We start from the raw sequence: 16,303 nt of genomic DNA, 5'->3' as shown, positions 1-16,303 counted from the left end.
GGTACGGGAGGATTCTCAGGATCCGTCGGCGGAACCGAGGGCGGGCGGGGTGGGCGCGCCGCCCTCCACCACCGAGCCGAGGGTGCCTTCCCAGACCTTCGCCCAGGTCCCGTCGGCCTGGATCTTCTTCAGCCAGTTGTTGACGAACTCCTTGAACTGCGCGTCCTCCCGGTTGAGGCCGATGCCGTACGCCTCGGTGGTGAACGGCTCGCCGACCACCTTCATCCCCGGGTTGGCCTTGGCGCCCGACGCGAGCAGCGTGAAGTCCTGCACGTACGCGTCGCCGCGCTTCTGCAGCAGCGCCTGCAACGCCTGCGGGTCGGTGCCGAAGGCGATCTGCTTCGAGCCGGGAGCGGCCGAGGGCAGCGCGGTGACCGCGGGGGTGTTCGCCCCGACGATGACCGTCTTGCCGGCGAGGTCCTTGACGCTCTTGATCGAGGTGTCGTCCTTGCGGACCCCGACCGCGAGGCCGGACGTGAGGTACGGCCCGGCGAACGCGACCTGGGTGGCCCGCTGCGGGGTGATCGTGTAGGTCTGGAAGACCGCGTCGACCGACTTGGCCTGGAGCATGGCCTCCCGGGTCTGGGTGCCGATGGTCGTGGTCTTCACCTCGGGCTTGCCGATGATGTACTTCGCCAGCAGCTTCGCCATGTCGGCGTCGAAGCCCTCGATGGTGCCGCTGACCGGGTTCTGCTGGGCGAGCAGCGGCGCGTCCAGGGACCCGCCGATGTTCAGGTAGCCGCGCTTGCGGATCGCGTCCATGGTCGAGCCGGCCGGGATGTCCGCGTCGGTGGCGACCGGGGCGGCGTCGTACACCGACTGGGCGACCACGCCGTCGCCACCCAGGCCGGGGTTGCCCGGCAGCGTCGGGGCGCTGCTGCCGCTGTCACCGCCGCAGCCGGTGGCGGCGAGGGCCACCGCCACGGCGGTGGCGGTGAGGGCGAGCGAGCGACGCCCGGTGAAGCTCATCTTGAGGATTGACATGACACCCTCCCGTTGGGGGCTAGTGCTGGAGGATCTTGGAAAGGAAGTCGCGGGCCCGCTCGGTGCGCGGAGCTGCGAAGAATTCGTCGGGGGCGCCGGATTCGACGATGCGGCCGTCGTCCATGAAGACGACCCGGTCGGCGGCGCGGCGGGCGAAGCCCATCTCGTGGGTGACCACGATCATGGTCATCCCCTCGCTGGCGAGGGAGACCATCACGTCGAGCACCTCGTTGACCATCTCCGGGTCGAGCGCCGAGGTCGGCTCGTCGAAGAGCAGCACCTTCGGTTGCATGGCCAGTGCCCGGGCGATCGCCGCCCGTTGCTGCTGCCCACCGGAGAGTTGGGCCGGGTGGTGGTTCGCCTTGTCGGCGATTCCGACGCGTTCCAGCAGGGCCATCGCCTGCTGACGCGCCTCGGGGCGGGCGATCCTGCGGACCCGGGTGGGGCCGAGGGTGACGTTGTCCAGCACCGTCTTGTGCCCGAAGAGGTTGAAGGACTGGAAGACCATGCCGACGTCGGCGCGTAGCCGGGCCAGCGCCCGCCCCTCCGCCGGCAGCGGCTCACCGTCGATCTCGATGCTGCCCTGCCCGGCCGTCTCCAACCGGTTGAGGCAGCGGCACAGTGTCGACTTGCCGGAGCCGGACGGCCCCACCACGACGACCACCTCGCCGGCGGCCACCGTGAGGTCGATGTCCTTGAGCACGTGCAGCGGGCCGAACCACTTGTGCAGGCCGCGTACCGACACCATGGGTCGGTCCGCACCCGTCGTCTCCGGTGCCACCAGGCGGCCCTACTTTCTTCGATAACCGAACTAAGTAAGCTTCATATCGAACCAACAGCGTCATCTAAAGGTAGCCAGCAAACTAAGTCAACCGGTTGCTTGAACAAACTGCGGATGCTAAGAACCTGACGTGACGATTGACGACGCGCCGCGCGAAGCCCTCCGGGGTGGTCCCCGGGAACTGCTGCGGTGGGTGGCGACCGGAGCCGCCGTCAGTCGCGCCGACCTGTCCCGGCTCTCCGGGCTCTCGCCCTCGACGGTCTCCCAGCGGGTCGAGGCGTTGATCAACCAGGGGTTGCTGGAGGAGGCCGGCGCCGGGCAGTCCCGGGGCGGACGGCGACCGCGCCAGCTCGCCGTACCCACCGGCGGTGCCGTGGTCGGTGCCATCGACCTCGGCGCCCACCACGCCCGCATCGGCACACTGGATCTCTCCGGGCGGGTGGTCCAGGGCCGCACCCTGCCGGTCCGCATCGAGGACGGTCCGGAGACCGTGCTCGGCGCGCTGCTGGCCGAGGTCACCGCGCTGGCCTCCGGCGGCGGGGCGGTGTCTTCCGGCGGCGCTGACGGCCCGTCGCTGGCCTCTGGCGGCGGCGCGGCGGGCGCGCTGCGGGGCGTCGGCATCGGCATACCCGGCCCGGTGCAGCACTCCACCGGACGGATCGTCAGCCCGTCTCGGATGCCCGGCTGGAACGGTTTCGACGTCGCGGCCTTCTGCGCCGACCGCGTCGACGTGCCGGTCATCGTGGACAACGACGCCAACCTGATGGCGCTCGGCGCGCACCGCACGGCACACGCCGAGATGGACCACGCGGTCTACATCAAGGCCGGCACCGGAATCGGTTCCGGGGTGATCTCCAGTGGACAGTTGCACCGGGGCGCCCAGGGTTCCGCCGGGGACATCAGCCACTGCCGGGTGGTCGCTGATCCGGCGCCGCTGTGCAGCTGCGGCAACGCCGGCTGCCTGGAGGCGGTGGCCAGCGGCGCAGCCCTGGTCACCGCGCTACGCGAGCAGGGCGTACCGGTCGACGACCTGACCGGCGTGCTCCGCCTGATCGACGACGGCGACCGGCACGCCACGGCGCTCGCCCGGCAGGCCGGACGGGCCATCGGCGAGATCCTGGCCGTCGTGGTCAACTTCTTCAACCCGCAGGTGGTCGCCATCGGCGGTCGACTCGCCGACTGTGAACCACTGCTGGCCAGCATGCGGGCCACCCTCTACGAGCGGTGCCTCCCGCTGGCCACCCAGACCCTGCTCATCGAGCGGGTCGCCACCAGTCAGGACATCGGCATCACCGGTGCTGCCCATCTGGTCATCGACCACGTCGTAGCGGCGCATCCATGATCGACACCAGGTCGCCGAGGTAGCGGTATCCGCGCCGCCCGCACACCGCCACATCGGCGAACTCGTGTTGATCTGGACGAGTGAGTCCTGAGCCGGGATCGGCTGTCAGTCGGGCGCGACGAGGGTCCGGAAACGGCACTGCCCGGCCGAGCACGTCTCCGCGCTGGCCGGGCAGTCTTCCGGTCCGATCAGTTGCCGGCGGTCAGACCCTGCAGACCCTTGAGCATTTCGGCGAAGTCGAGGGTTTCCGCCGTCGGCGGCGCCTCTACCGTCACCGCCTTGCCGTAGTCGGTGTAGTCCATCACCAGATCGCCCAGCGGGCCCATCTTCAGGGTCGCCCGGCGGGGCTGGTACTGCTCGTCGACCCACAGGTCGGTGGTGATCTCCTTGACGCCCATCTTGGTCATCTGCTGCTCGACGCCCGCCCGCAGCTTCGCGTCCATCTGCTGAAGGTGGGTCGCCACCGGGACGGTGACGGTGTAGTGGACGGTGGCCGCCCCGTTCACCGTCTCCTGCCCGACCACCTTGGTGCCCTCGGTGGCGAGCAGCGTCTTGACCTGCTTGGTCGGGTCGATGTCCTCGAACTGCTTGCCGAAGTTCATCCCGGCCTGCTCGCCGGCGGCGCTCAGGTCCATCTTCATCCAGCGCTTGCCGTTCATCTCCGCGCGGTCCGCAGCGGGGATCTCGACGTAGACGACCGCACCGACCATCCGGACGACGGTCGGGTCGCCCTTCGGGTCCTTCACCGTCATCTCGGCCTTGACCGGGTCGCCGAGGTCGATGACGCCGCGCATCTCGACCTTCTCGCCGCCCGCCGTGCCCGTCATGCTCACGGTCACCGAGTCACTCTTGGTGGTGGCCTCGGCGGTCTTCTGCAGCGACCCCTTCAGGTCACTGGCCAACAGCTCCAGGACGCTGGGCTGCTTGGGCGCGTCGGACCCGCCGGACGTCGTGCCGCACGCGGAGACAGCGAGCGCGGTGAGCGCCGAGACCGCCACCGCCACGGACTTCTTGCCAAATGCCACGTACACGCCTCTTCCCCGCAGGAATCCGGGCTTCCCCCGAATTGATCGACGACACGCTAGCCCACACGACCGACATCCGGGCACCGCGTTTCGTCGATATCGGGGCGTCCGAGCCAGTGGGGGACACCCCGATATCAGCGGGCGACGGTCACTCCGGGACGCGGCGGTAGGCGCCGTCGCTGGCCGAGGTGGCCATCGAGGCGTACGCGCGCAGCGCCGCCGACACCGGGCGCTGCCGGTCGGTCGGGGTGTACGGCTTGTCGCGCTTCTCCTCCGCCACCCGCCGTGCCTCCAACTCGTCCTCGGGCACGTTGAGGGAGATCGTCCGGCTCGGGATGTCGATGACGATCTCGTCGCCGTCGTGGACCAGCGCGATCAGCCCACCCGAGGCGGCCTCGGGGGAGACGTGCCCGATGGACAGGCCGGAGGTGCCACCGGAGAAACGGCCGTCGGTGAGCAGCGCACAGGAGCGGCCCAGCCCGCGTCCCTTGAGGAACGAGGTGGGGTAGAGCATCTCCTGCATACCGGGACCACCCTTGGGGCCCTCGTACCGGATCACCACGACGTCGCCGGCGACGACCTGCTTGGCGAGGATCGCTGTCACCGCGTCGTCCTGCGACTCGTACACCTTCGCCGGGCCGCGGAAGGTCAGGCAGTCGTCCGGCACGCCGGCGGTCTTCACCACGCTGCCGGCCGGCGCCAGGTTGCCGTGCAGGATGGCCAGCCCGCCGTCGGCGGAGTAGGCGTGTTCCCGGTCCCGGATGCAGCCGCCGGCCGCGTCGGTGTCCAGCGACGACCACCTGTTGGTGGTGGAGAACGGCTCGACGGTGCGCACGCCGCCCGGCGCGGCGTGGAACAGCTCGACCGCCGTCGGTGTCGGGGAGCCGCCGCGGACGTCCCAGTCGGTCAGCCACTGCGCCAGCGAGGGGGAGTGCACGGCGTGCACGTCCCGGTTGAGCTGCCCGGCCCGGTCCAGTTCGCCGAGGATCGCGGGGATGCCGCCGGCCCGGTGCACGTCCTCCATGTGGTAGTTCGGGGAGTTGGGCGCGACCTTGGCCAGACACGGCACCCGCCGGGAGATCGCGTCGATGTCGGCGACGCCGAAGTCCATCTCCGCCTCCCGGGCGGCGGCGAGCAGGTGCAGCACGGTGTTGGTGGAGCCGCCCATCGCCACGTCCAGGGCGACAGCGTTCTCGAAGGCGGCCTTGGAGGCGACCACGCGCGGCAGCACCGAGTCGTCGTCGCCGTCGTACCACCGCTTGGCGATGTCCACGACGGTGCGGCCGGCCTCGACGAACAGTGACTTTCGCGCGGCGTGGGTGGCCAGCGTCGAGCCGTTGCCGGGCAGCGCGAGCCCGATCGCCTCGGTGAGGCAGTTCATCGAGTTGGCGGTGAACATGCCGGAGCACGAGCCGCAGGTCGGGCAGGCGGAGCGTTCGATCTCGCCGAGCTGCTCGTCGGTGACCGACTCGTTCGAGGAGGCGATCATCGCGTCGATCAGGTCGATCTTGCTGTGCACCACGCCCTCGATCGCCATCGTCTTGCCGGCCTCCATCGGGCCGCCGGAGACGAAGACGGTCGGGATGTTGAGCCGCAGCGCGGCCAGCAGCATCCCGGGGGTGATCTTGTCGCAGTTGGAGATGCAGACCAGGGCGTCCGCGCAGTGCGCGTTGACCATGTACTCCACCGCGTCGGCGATCAACTCCCGGCTGGGCAGCGAGTAGAGCATGCCGCCGTGACCCATCGCGATGCCGTCGTCGACAGCGATGGTGTTGAACTCCCGGCCCACCCCGCCGGCCTCGGCGACCGCGTCGGCGACCAGGCCACCCATGTCCTTGAGGTGTACGTGACCAGGCACGAACTGGGTGAAACTGTTGGCGATGGCGACGATCGGCTTGCCGAAATCGTCGTCGGTCATCCCGGTGGCCCGCCAGAGGGCCCGGGCGCCGGCCATCGTCCGACCGTGTGTGGAAGTCCTCGACCGCAGCTCAGGCATGCATACCAGCATGACACCGTCGCCACGCCGAACCTCCCCGGTAGGCCCTGTGTCCCAACAGATGCACACCCAGCCCCCCACGGCGTGCGCGCATCCGGCACTCTTGGGGGCGTGCAATTCCCCCCGGGCATGGTCGCTGTCGCGGTGCTCAGTGGGCTCGTCGCCGCTGCGGCCGTCGGGCTGCTGACCGTGGTCGCCCGGCGGCGCACCGGGTCGCGCCGGCCGGCACACGTGCTGCTCGCCGCCGCCGCCGCGGGAGCGCTGCTCAGCCTGCTGGTCGGGGTTCTCGCCGCGCTCACCGCGAACGAACACTGGGCCCACGAGCAGGGGCAGCGCACGGGGTGGGCGACTGTGGTGGCGATCGGCACTGCGGTGAGCGGGCTGCTCTTCGCCGCCGGTCTGCTGCGGCTGCCGGGGGTGGCCGCTACCGCGACGGGAACGGCCCGGCTCGCCCTGGACGGCTTGGTCATGGCCGCGGCGCTGTGGTTCGTCGGATGGGTGCTCTTCTCCGAGCCCACCCGCCTGCTCGGCGCCGCCACCCCGATGGCCTGCCCGGCGATACTCGTCACCACGGTGAGTGCGGCCCTCGCCGCCGGCCTCGCCGTGATCGTGGTCTTCCGCGCCGCGAGCCCGCGTCGGCGACTCGCCGCGCTCAGTGCCGGCATCACCGCGGTGACCTGCGGCGGGCTGGGCCTCAGTGCCGGGCTCTGCCAGGCCGGGCCGACAATGGCGCTGACCGGCGCGGCGCTGCTCGCCGCCGGCCTGTCGATCGTCGCCTTCGCCGTGCACCGGGCCGACCGGCCGGGGCAGGTCGAATTGGACCTGATCGGCCGCGACGGTGAGTACGCCGTCGCCCCGATGCTGGCGATGGCCGGCTCGGCGATGTACCACCTCGCCCAGGACGGCCGGTTCACCGCGGCCGGCATCGTGGCCGGCAGCGTTGAGGGCTTCGCCCTGGTGGCGCGGCAGTACCTCACCCTCCGCGACGTCCGGGGGTACGCGGACCGCCTGGCCGAGCGGGAGGCGCACTTCCGTGAGCTGGCGCACACCGACCCGTTGACGTCGTTGGCCAACCGGCGTGGCCTGCTCCGCGCACTGCACGACAGTGCCGCGACGGGCACTCCCCGGGTCCTGCTCGGCCTCGACCTGGACGGCTTCAAGAACGTCAACGACATGCGCGGCCACGACGTGGGTGACGCGGTGCTGGCCGAGGTGGGGCGGCGGCTGCGTGGCAACCTGCGCCCCGGGGACGTGGCTGCCCGGCTGGGCGGCGACGAGTTCGCCGTCCTCATGCAGGGACGGTCGGCCGAGGCGGACCGGGTCGCCGAACGGTTGCTCGGGGTGCTCAACCGGCCGTACGACCAGCCAGAGGGGCCGGTCTTCCTGTCGGTCAGCATCGGGGTGGCCGGTTGGGCCGGCGAACCGGACGTGGAGTTGCTGCTGCGCCACGCCGACCTGGCGCTGCGCTACGCGAAGCAGCGGGGCAAGAACCGCATCGAGCGCTACGACGCCACCTACGACCAGCTGCTGCGCCGACGTACGACGGTGGAGCACGAGCTGCGCGGTGCCGTCGACCGCGACGAGCTGAGTCTGGTCTTCCAGCCGGTGGCGTCACTGCCGTCGGTGCGGCCGGTCGGCGCGGAGGCGCTCCTCCGTTGGCACCACCCCGAGCTGGGCAACGTCCGTCCGGACGAGTTCATCCCGCTCGCCGAGGAGTGCGGGATGATCGCCCCGCTGGGTGCCTGGGTGTTGCACCAGGCCTGCTACCAGCTCTCCCGGTGGTTGGCGGACGGGCACGACGTCTGGGTGTCGGTCAACGTGTCCCCGCGTGAGTTGCACGCGCCGGCGTACGTGGTCCAGGTCGCCGAGGCGCTGCGCGCCCACCACGTGCCGCCGCAGCGGCTGGTGCTGGAGGTCACCGAGCACGCGGTCGCCACCGACCTGGACGAGCTGATCCGGCGGCTGACCGCGCTGCGGTTGACGGGTGTCCGGATCGCGCTGGACGACTTCGGGGCCGGCTACTCGTCGTTGGGGCAGCTGCGTCGCCTCCCGATCGACATCCTGAAGATCGACCACAGTCTGGTCGCCGAGCACGAGCCGGTCCGCCCGGTCGACCAGGACGGTCCGGCGTTCGCGCCGATGGTCGACATCGTCATGCGACTGGGTCACCAGTTGGGGCTCGAGGTGATCGCCGAGGGGGTCACCACGCCGACCGAGCTGGCCGCCGTGGTGGCCGCCGGCTGCCGGTTCGGCCAAGGCGCACTGTTCGGCTGGGGGGTGCCGGCCGAGCACCTGGAGGCGATGCTGGAGGCGGCGACCTCACCGGGTGCGCGGCCTGCTCCGGTGCCCGCGCCACGTCGGCATCCGGGTGGGTCGGAGCAGCTCAGCCCGGCTGCCGATGGCGCGTCGCCGGCCGACGCGCCGAACTCCGTTAACCAACATGTGGGATCAGTTGACTCATCGCGTGAGATGCGTCAGGCTTAGCCGCATGTCGTCGTACCGGTCGCTGCGAGTACTTACCTGAGCGCACTCTCCCTGATGAGAGTGCGCTGGCCCCGTGCATCTGCACGAGGGCCGTTTTTATTGCCATCGGAACCTGGCGAGGCGGGCCCCGCCCGTATCGCAACGCTTGACTAGCCACCAGCCACTCCAGCCGAAGGCCAGAACCGTCATGACGAGACCCACGCCCGAGACCCTCGCCCACACCGCCCGCCGGGCCCGCGCGGCCGCCGACCCGACCGTCGACGTCGACCCGGCCGCCGCACGCAGCGCGGCGACCCCGGCCGTTCCGGCGGTACGGCCCTCCGCCCCCGCCCAGGTCTCCGGGGCCGGCTCGCTCGTGCGGTCCCTCGAGGCGCTCGGCGTCGACGTCGTCTTCGGCATCCCGGGCGGCGCGATCCTGCCGGCGTACGACCCGCTCTACGACTCCACGGTCCGGCACATCCTGGTGCGCCACGAGCAGGGCGCCGGGCACGCGGCGACCGGGTACGCGCAGGCCACCGGCAAGGTCGGCGTCTGCATCGCCACCTCCGGCCCGGGCGCGACGAACCTGGTCACCCCGATCGCCGACGCGTACATGGACTCGGTGGCGATGGTCGCGATCACCGGGCAGGTGGCCCGCCCGTCGATCGGCACCGACGCCTTCCAGGAGGCGGACATCCAGGGCATCACCCTGCCGATCACCAAGCACAACTTCCTCGTTCAGACCGCCGAGGAGATCCCGCGGGTGCTGGCCGAGGCGTTCCACCTGGCCAGCAGCGGGCGGCCCGGCCCGGTGCTGGTGGACATCCCCAAGGACGTGCTGCAGGCGCCGACCACCTTCGCCTGGCCGCCCACCCTGGACCTGCCCGGCTACCGGCCGACCCTGCACCCGCACGGCAAGCAGATCCGGGAGGCGGCGCGGCTGATGGCGGGTGCCCGCCGGCCGGTGCTCTACGTCGGCGGCGGGGTGCTCAAGGCCGACGCCACCGACGGGCTGCGTCGGCTGGCCGAGTTGACCGGTATCCCGGTGGTCACCACGCTGATGGCGCTGGGCGCGTTCCCCGACTCGCACCGGCAGCACCTGGGGATGCCCGGCATGCACGGCACTGTCGCCGCGGTCTACGGCCTGCAGAAGTCTGACCTGATCGTGGCGCTGGGCGCGCGGTTCGACGACCGGGTCACCGGCAAGCTGGACTCGTTCGCCCCGGACGCGACGGTGGTGCACGCGGACATCGACCCGGCGGAGATCGGCAAGAACCGGCACGTGGACGTGCCGATCGTCGGTGACGCCAAGCACGTCATCGACGAGCTGATCGCTGCGGTGACGGTCGAGCGGTCGGCGGGGCGCACCACCGATCTGGGCGACTGGTGGACGCAACTGGACGACCTGCGCGACCGCTACCCGCTGGGCTACGACGAGCCGTCCGACGGCACGCTCTCCCCGCAGTACGTGATCAAGCGCCTGGGTGAGATCGCCGGCCCTGACACGATCTTCGTGGCCGGGGTGGGCCAGCACCAGATGTGGGCCTCCCAGTTCATCTCCTACGAGAAGCCGCACACCTGGTTGAACTCCGGCGGTCTCGGCACGATGGGCTACGCGGTGCCGGCGGCGATGGGCGCGAAGGTCGGCAAGCCGGACACTGTGGTCTGGGCGGTGGACGGTGACGGCTGCTTCCAGATGACCAACCAGGAGCTGGCCACCTGCGCGTTGGAGGGCATCCCGGTCAAGATCGCGGTGATCAACAACGGCAATCTCGGCATGGTCCGGCAGTGGCAGACGCTCTTCTACAACGAGCGCTACTCCAACACCGAGCTGGGCACGCACAAGCACCGCATTCCCGACTTCGTGAAACTCGCCGAGGCGTTGGGCTGCGTCGGCCTGCGCTGCGAGAACGCGGCCGACGTCGACAAGACCATTGCCGCCGCCATGGAGATCAACGACGCCCCGGTGGTGATCGACTTCGTGGTCGGCAAGGACGCGATGGTCTGGCCGATGGTCGCCGCCGGCACCAGCAACGACGAGATCATGTTCGCCCGCGGCGTCCGCCCGGTCTTCGACGAGGATGACATCTGACATGACTATGCACACGCTTTCGGTGCTGGTGGAGAACAAGCCCGGCGTGCTCGCCCGGGTCTCCGGCCTGTTCTCCCGCCGTGGGTTCAACATCGACAGCCTCGCCGTGGGCGAGACCGAGAACCCGGACGTCTCCCGGATCACCATCGTGGTCAACGCCGAGTCGTCCCCGTTGGAACAGGTCACCAAGCAGCTGAACAAGCTGGTCAACGTGCTGAAGATCGTCGAGCTGGATCCTCAGGTGTCGGTTGCCCGGGAGTTGCTGCTGGTGAAGGTCCGCGCCGACCGCGCCGCGAGATCCCAGGTGCTGGAGACCGTCAACCTGTTCCGCGCCCGGGTGGTCGACGTCGCACCGGACACGCTCACCATCGAGGCCACCGGCACCCCCGACAAACTCGATGCGCTGCTCCGCGACCTCGAGGCCTTCGGCATCAAGGAGATGGTCCAGTCCGGGCTGGTGGCGATCGGACGCGGTTCGCGCTCGATCACCGCCGGTCCCGCGCTACGGGCCGCCTGACCGCCACCGGTCGGCCCCGGCGGGCCTCCCGGACCCAACCACAGAAACCACGACGGGCCGCCCCGGCCGTCGTACGAAAGGGAAGTTCTCATGAGCGTTGAGGTGTACTACGACGACAACGCCGACCTCGGCCTGATCCAGGCCAGGAAGGTCGCGGTGATCGGCTACGGCAGCCAGGGTCACGCCCACGCGCTGTCGCTGCGCGACTCGGGCGTCGACGTGGTGATCGGTCTGCCGGAGGGCTCGAAGAGCCGTCCCAAGGCCGAGGAGCAGGGCCTGCGGGTGCTCACGCCGGCGCAGGCCGCCGCCGAGGCCGACGTGATCATGGTGCTCGCGCCGGACACCGCCCAGCGCAAGCTCTACACCGAGTCGATCGAGCCGAACCTCGCAGCGGGCAAGGCGCTGTTCTTCGGCCACGGCTTCAACATCCGGTACGGCCTGATCAAGCCGCCGGCCGAGGTGGACGTGGCGATGGTCGCGCCGAAGGGTCCGGGTCACCTGGTCCGTCGCCAGTATGCCGACGGCAAGGGCGTGCCCTGCCTCGTCGCCGTCGAGCAGGACGCCAGCGGCAACGCGCTCGCGCTCGCCCTCGCGTACGCCAAGGGCATCGGCGGCACCCGTGCCGGTGCGATCAAGACCACCTTCACCGAGGAGACCGAGACCGACCTCTTCGGCGAGCAGGCGGTGCTCTGCGGCGGTGCCTCGGCGCTGGTGCAGACCGGTTTCGAGGTGCTCACCGAGGCGGGCTACGCCCCGGAGGTCGCGTACTTCGAGTGCCTGCACGAGCTGAAGCTGATCGTCGACCTCATGTACGAGGGCGGCATCGCGAAGATGCGCTACAGCATCTCCGACACCGCCGAGTACGGCGACCTGTCCCGTGGCTCGCGCATCATCGACTCCCGGGTCAAGGACGAGATGCGCAAGATCCTCGGCGAGATCCAGTCCGGCGAGTTCGCCCGCGAGTGGGTTGCCGAGGACGAGGCCGGCCGGCCCAACTTCAAGAAGTGGCAGGCCGAGGGTGCGGCGCACCCGATCGAGGAGACCGGCAAGAAGTTGCGCGGCATGATGAGCTGGGTCGACCGCCCGATCACCGAGACCGCCTGACGCGTCCCGCTCCGCCGACGGCCCCGGGCCGGCGCTCTCCCCAGCGTCGCCCGGGGCCGTCGGACCATGTGCCACCCCGCCCAGCTCTGGCCGCATGATCCGCGCAACATCAGGGATATTGCGCCCTCAGGCTGCTTCGAGGCAGCAGTTTCCCCGATGTTGTGCGGATCATGGCGCCGGCGGGCGCGGGCGCGCAGGGACGCGGGGTGCACCGGTGCGGGTGGGACCTCTTGTGGCCGGGACCGTTTCGGCCCGGTGAACGGTCGATGTCCAGCGTTCGACCGGGCGTGTGAGGGCCCTCACCCCGCAGACCGGAACATGCCGAGCAGCGCGGCCCCTACGATCGCCTGTAGGTGCAGCAGCCGGCACCTGACGGCCACGGCACGGATCAGCGCAGGGCGCAGTGCGGCGCCCCGCCGCCCGGGCCGATCGCAAACACGACCTCTACGAGGACCGATGAATCCTGTCGTACTGATCGCCGAAGAACTCGCCCCCGCCGCCATCGAGGTGCTCGCCCACGACTTCGACGTCCGTCACGTCGACGGCACCGACCGTCCGGCCCTGCTCTCGGCGCTCTCCGAGGCCGACGCCGTCATCGTGCGCAGCGCGACCCAGATCGACGCCGAGGCGGTCGCCGCCGCGCCGCGACTCAAGGTGGTCGCCCGGGCCGGCGTCGGACTGGACAACGTCGAGGTGCCGGCAGCCACCGCCCGGGGCGTCATGGTCGTCAACGCGCCCACCTCCAACATCGTCTCCGCCGCCGAGCAGGCCGTCGCACTGCTGCTCGCCGTCGCCCGCAACACCGCGAGTGCCAGCTCCGCGCTGAAGGCGGGGGAGTGGAAGCGATCGAAGTACACGGGCGTCGAGGTGCAGGGCAAGACCGTCGGCGTGGTCGGGCTCGGTCGGATCGGGGTGCTCTTCGCGCAGCGCATCGCCGCCTTCGGCACCCGGCTGATCGCGTACGACCCGTACATCCAGCCGGCCCGTGCGGCGCAGCTCGGCGTACGCCTGGTCGGGTTGGAGGAGCTGCTGCGGGAGAGCGACTTCATCTCCATCCACCTGCCGAAGACGCCGGAGACGGTCGGCCTGATCGGTGAGAAGGAGCTGGCGATCGTCAAGCCCGGCGTCCGCATCGTCAACGCCGCCCGTGGTGGGCTCGTCGACGAGCAGGCGCTCGCCGACGCGATCGCCGAGGGGCGGGTCGCCGGCGCCGGCGTCGACGTGTACAGCAAGGAGCCATGCACCTCCTCGCCGCTGTTCGCCTTCGACAACGTGGTGGCCACCCCGCACCTGGGCGCCTCCACCCACGAGGCGCAGGACAAGGCGGGCCTCGCCGTGGCCAAGAGCGTCAAGCTGGCGTTGCAGGGCGAGTTCGTCCCGGACGCGGTGAACGTGCAGGCCGGTGGCGTGGTCGCCGAGGACGTCCGGCCGCTGCTGCCGCTGGCCGAGAAGCTGGGGCGGGCGTTCACCGCTGTCGCCGGTGGGATCGCCGCCAGCGTCACGGTCGAGGTGCGCGGCGAGATCGTCAGCCACGACGTGTCGGTGCTCAAGCTCGCCGCCACGAAGGGCCTGTTCAGCTCGGTCGTCGAGGAGCAGGTCACCTACGTCAACGCCCCGCACCTGGCGGCGGAGCGCGGCGTCGAGGTCACCCTGGCGACCCTGGCCGAGACGGTCGAGCAGTCCACCCTGGTCACGGTGCGTGGCGCGCTGCCCGACGGTCGTACGGTCAGCGTCTCCGGCACTGTCACCCACTCCGGCGCTCGGGACGTCCTCAAGCTGACCGAGGTGGACGGCTTCGACGTGGAGATCGGCGCGGAGGGCATCCTGCTCTTCCTGCGCTACGCGGACCGTCCCGGCGTCGTCGGCACCGTCGGCACCCTGCTCGGCGAGTCGGGCATCAACATCGCGGCCATGCAGGTGGCTCGGCGCGAGGCGGGTGGCGAGACGCTGATGACGCTCACCGTCGACCAGGCGCTCGGCGCGGACCTGCTCACCTCGGCCGCCGACTCGATCGGCGCCACGGCGGCCAGCGCTGCCGACCTGCGCGACGAGTAGTCGACGACACAGCACCATGGGGGCCCGGCGATCCGCTGGGCCCCTTGTCGTGTCCCGGGGTGAGGTGACCCGGGTCAGCCGGGCATCCGGGCCGGGGGCGGGTAGACCGAGCCGTCCTGCGGGTCGAACAGCATGAGCCCGTGCTCGCCGGCCAGCCGCTCGATGTCCAGCAGCACCTGGTCCGCGCAGGTCGGGTGCAGGTTCAGCTCGACGTGGTCGTGGGCGGCGTGCAGTGGTGCCACCGCCCACGGGCTGTTCGGGCCGGGATGGCGGTCCGGATAGGAGGCGGTGATGGCCCGGTAGAAGCTGACCACCCGCGGGTCCGGGTAACGGTCCACGTGTCGCCCCTGACGGCAACCGTCGACCGCTGTCCGTACGTCCTCGGGCGTCGCCCCGTCCTCCAGGGCCCACACACTCAGATCGAAACTCACGGCGGACAGCGTGCCATCCGTCGTTCACCATGTCGAAACTGCCTCGCCGCCAGCCCAACAGCCGAATTCCGCAAGCTCCGGTCGCGACGGTCCGGTGTGGAGACTCTTGCGTCGAGTTGCGTCGATTCGCTAGCGTACGTGCTGCGGTCACTGGCCGAGTCGAGGCGCCGGCCCGTCTTCGGGTGGCGCGGTCGACGTCCGGCCCGACCGGTCCGCACCCCTCGATTGTGCGAGCCACGCGCACTCGTCGCTGACCGGCCCCCACGGTCGTTGCCGAGACCGTGGGGGCCGATCGCAAGGCCCGACCGGCCGACCACCACCGGCGACGGGGTTCGCCGGCAGAGGAACCATCACCGGGTTCACCGGTTGTGGGCGGCCGAGGTGCGAATCGGGCCGGAGCACCGCGGGGAGACGGGCTCGCTGCAACGACCTGCTGTTCAGCGTCGGTGTGCCTCGTCAGCGTCGGTGTGCGAAGAGCGCGCGATAGTCGGAGTCGCCACGGAACCAGGCCAGGCCGGTGGGGCCGGCCGCGTACAGCGCTGTGGCGTAGGCGTCGGCGATCGTCAGGTCGGGGCCCACGACGGTGGCGGCGACGAGGTGGTCGGCCGGCTCGCCGGTGTGCGGATCCACCACATGTCCCTGCCGCCCCGTCACCCCGGAGGTGCCGACCGCGCCGGCGGTCATCTCCAACACCAGCGGCGCGCGCTCGGGGGCGGTCGGGTGGTGCACGGCGACCCGCCAGGGCCCACCGTGCGGCGCGTGCCCCCGGACGACGAGGTCCGCGCCGGCGAGTACGGCGTAGTCGTGGACGCCTGCGGCGCGCAGCCTCTCGGCGGCGCGCTCGACAGCCCAGCCGCCGAGCAGGCCGCCCGGGTCGAAGCCGCCGGGCACCGCCCAGGCGTCGAACCAGCCGTCGGTGGCGGCGCGCATGGCCGTGCAGCGGTCCACCAGGTCGGCGAGGGGCGGGTACGAGTCGGGGCTGATCTCGCCTCGACGTAGGCGGGAGACCAGGCTCTCCGGACGGTTGGGGCTGTAGGTGAGGTCGATGGCGCGAAGCTCCGCCACGCTGTCCCGTAGTGCCTCGCCGACGCCTCGACGGCCGAGCCAGGCGGGCGCGTTGAGCAGGAGGGTGTACTCAGCGGTCGCGGTGCGGACGGTGTGCTGCACGGCGATTCGGCCGTCGATGGCGGCGGCCGGGTCGATCCGCTGCCGGCGGCTGCCGAGTCGGAGGTCCGGCCGGCGGTTGCGGAACGCGGACAGGTCCGGCCAGCGGGTCCGTGGCTGCTCGTCGACGCGCATCGCGTTCGCCCCCTCGCGCTTGGTGTCGCGTCGCCGCGACCCCCGGTGGTCAGCAGGCCCCCGTGACCCACTGACCACCACGGTAGGCAGCGGAGATGATCGCCTCATGAGTCTCAGCTGAGAGGGTGCTGTGCATCGGGGTGTCCCGAATGCTGGAAGCCGCGTACCGGGAGGCGGGACGGCGACGTACCGTTGCCCGGTACGGAACCGTTGA

General features: G+C 70.9%; 12 protein-coding genes. 6 read left to right on the top strand and 6 right to left on the bottom strand.

What is annotated here, in order from left to right:
* Window positions 1-15: 15 nt before the first annotated feature.
* Both FHU34_RS27825 and FHU34_RS27820 read right to left on the bottom strand, forming a co-directional pair.
* Window positions 16-984 (bottom strand): glutamate ABC transporter substrate-binding protein, encoded by a 969-nt coding sequence (locus tag FHU34_RS27825; protein ID WP_208745089.1) that lies wholly within the window; start codon window positions 982-984, stop codon window positions 16-18.
* A 19-nt stretch (window positions 985-1,003) separates the two neighbouring features.
* Window positions 1,004-1,732 (bottom strand): amino acid ABC transporter ATP-binding protein, encoded by a 729-nt coding sequence (locus FHU34_RS27820; protein WP_145785835.1) that lies wholly within the window; start codon window positions 1,730-1,732, stop codon window positions 1,004-1,006.
* A gap of 163 nt (window positions 1,733-1,895) precedes the next feature.
* Between FHU34_RS27820 and FHU34_RS34095 the strand changes: the two genes are divergently transcribed.
* Window positions 1,896-3,107: an ROK family transcriptional regulator gene (locus FHU34_RS34095; RefSeq protein WP_208745088.1), complete on the top strand. Its 1,212-nt coding sequence runs from the start codon at window positions 1,896-1,898 to the stop codon at window positions 3,105-3,107.
* Window positions 3,108-3,295: 188 nt separating this feature from the next.
* On the opposite strand, the gene FHU34_RS27810 is transcribed toward FHU34_RS34095, so the two are convergent.
* Together FHU34_RS27810 and ilvD are read right to left on the bottom strand one after the other, a co-directional pair.
* Window positions 3,296-4,138, bottom strand: coding sequence for an SCO4651 family lipoprotein (locus tag FHU34_RS27810; protein WP_244311860.1), 843 nt, complete (start codon window positions 4,136-4,138; stop codon window positions 3,296-3,298).
* Between the two features lie 142 nt (window positions 4,139-4,280).
* Window positions 4,281-6,128, bottom strand: coding sequence for a dihydroxy-acid dehydratase (gene ilvD / locus FHU34_RS27805; protein ID WP_145785152.1), 1,848 nt, complete (start codon window positions 6,126-6,128; stop codon window positions 4,281-4,283).
* 129 nt (window positions 6,129-6,257) lie between these two features.
* Here ilvD and FHU34_RS27800 point away from each other — a divergent pair, with 129 nt between their 5' ends.
* The 5 genes from FHU34_RS27800 to serA all read left to right on the top strand — a co-directional run bounded on the left by FHU34_RS27800 (window position 6,258) and on the right by serA (window position 14,359).
* Entirely contained in the window at window positions 6,258-8,612 is a 2,355-nt protein-coding gene (locus FHU34_RS27800) for a putative bifunctional diguanylate cyclase/phosphodiesterase (RefSeq protein ID WP_425280589.1), read from the top strand.
* A gap of 187 nt (window positions 8,613-8,799) precedes the next feature.
* Window positions 8,800-10,683, top strand: a complete 1,884-nt coding sequence (locus FHU34_RS27795; protein ID WP_145785150.1) for an acetolactate synthase large subunit — start codon at window positions 8,800-8,802, stop codon at window positions 10,681-10,683.
* A 1-nt stretch (window position 10,684) separates the two neighbouring features.
* A complete protein-coding gene (gene ilvN / locus FHU34_RS27790; RefSeq protein WP_088991111.1) occupies window positions 10,685-11,200 on the top strand; it encodes an acetolactate synthase small subunit in 516 nt (171 codons plus the stop codon).
* A 90-nt stretch (window positions 11,201-11,290) separates the two neighbouring features.
* Complete coding sequence (gene ilvC, locus FHU34_RS27785; protein WP_088991110.1) at window positions 11,291-12,304, top strand: ketol-acid reductoisomerase; 1,014 nt, start codon at window positions 11,291-11,293, stop codon at window positions 12,302-12,304.
* A gap of 456 nt (window positions 12,305-12,760) precedes the next feature.
* Window positions 12,761-14,359 carry a phosphoglycerate dehydrogenase gene (gene serA, locus FHU34_RS27780; RefSeq protein WP_145785149.1) on the top strand — a complete coding sequence of 533 codons (1,599 nt, stop codon included), beginning with the start codon at window positions 12,761-12,763 and terminating at the stop codon, window positions 14,357-14,359.
* Window positions 14,360-14,433: 74 nt separating this feature from the next.
* Here serA and FHU34_RS27775 read toward each other — a convergent pair whose 3' ends face one another.
* Both FHU34_RS27775 and FHU34_RS27770 read right to left on the bottom strand, forming a co-directional pair.
* Entirely contained in the window at window positions 14,434-14,790 is a 357-nt protein-coding gene (locus FHU34_RS27775) for a hypothetical protein (protein WP_088991107.1), read from the bottom strand.
* 456 nt (window positions 14,791-15,246) lie between these two features.
* Entirely contained in the window at window positions 15,247-16,089 is an 843-nt protein-coding gene (locus FHU34_RS27770) for an FAD:protein FMN transferase (protein ID WP_145785148.1), read from the bottom strand.
* Between the last annotated feature and the right edge of the window lie 214 nt (window positions 16,090-16,303).

Source organism: Micromonospora taraxaci, from assembly GCF_007830095.1.
In the GTDB taxonomy this organism is placed as follows: domain Bacteria; phylum Actinomycetota; class Actinomycetes; order Mycobacteriales; family Micromonosporaceae; genus Micromonospora; species Micromonospora taraxaci.
This window is presented reverse-complemented; position numbering and strand designations above follow the sequence as displayed.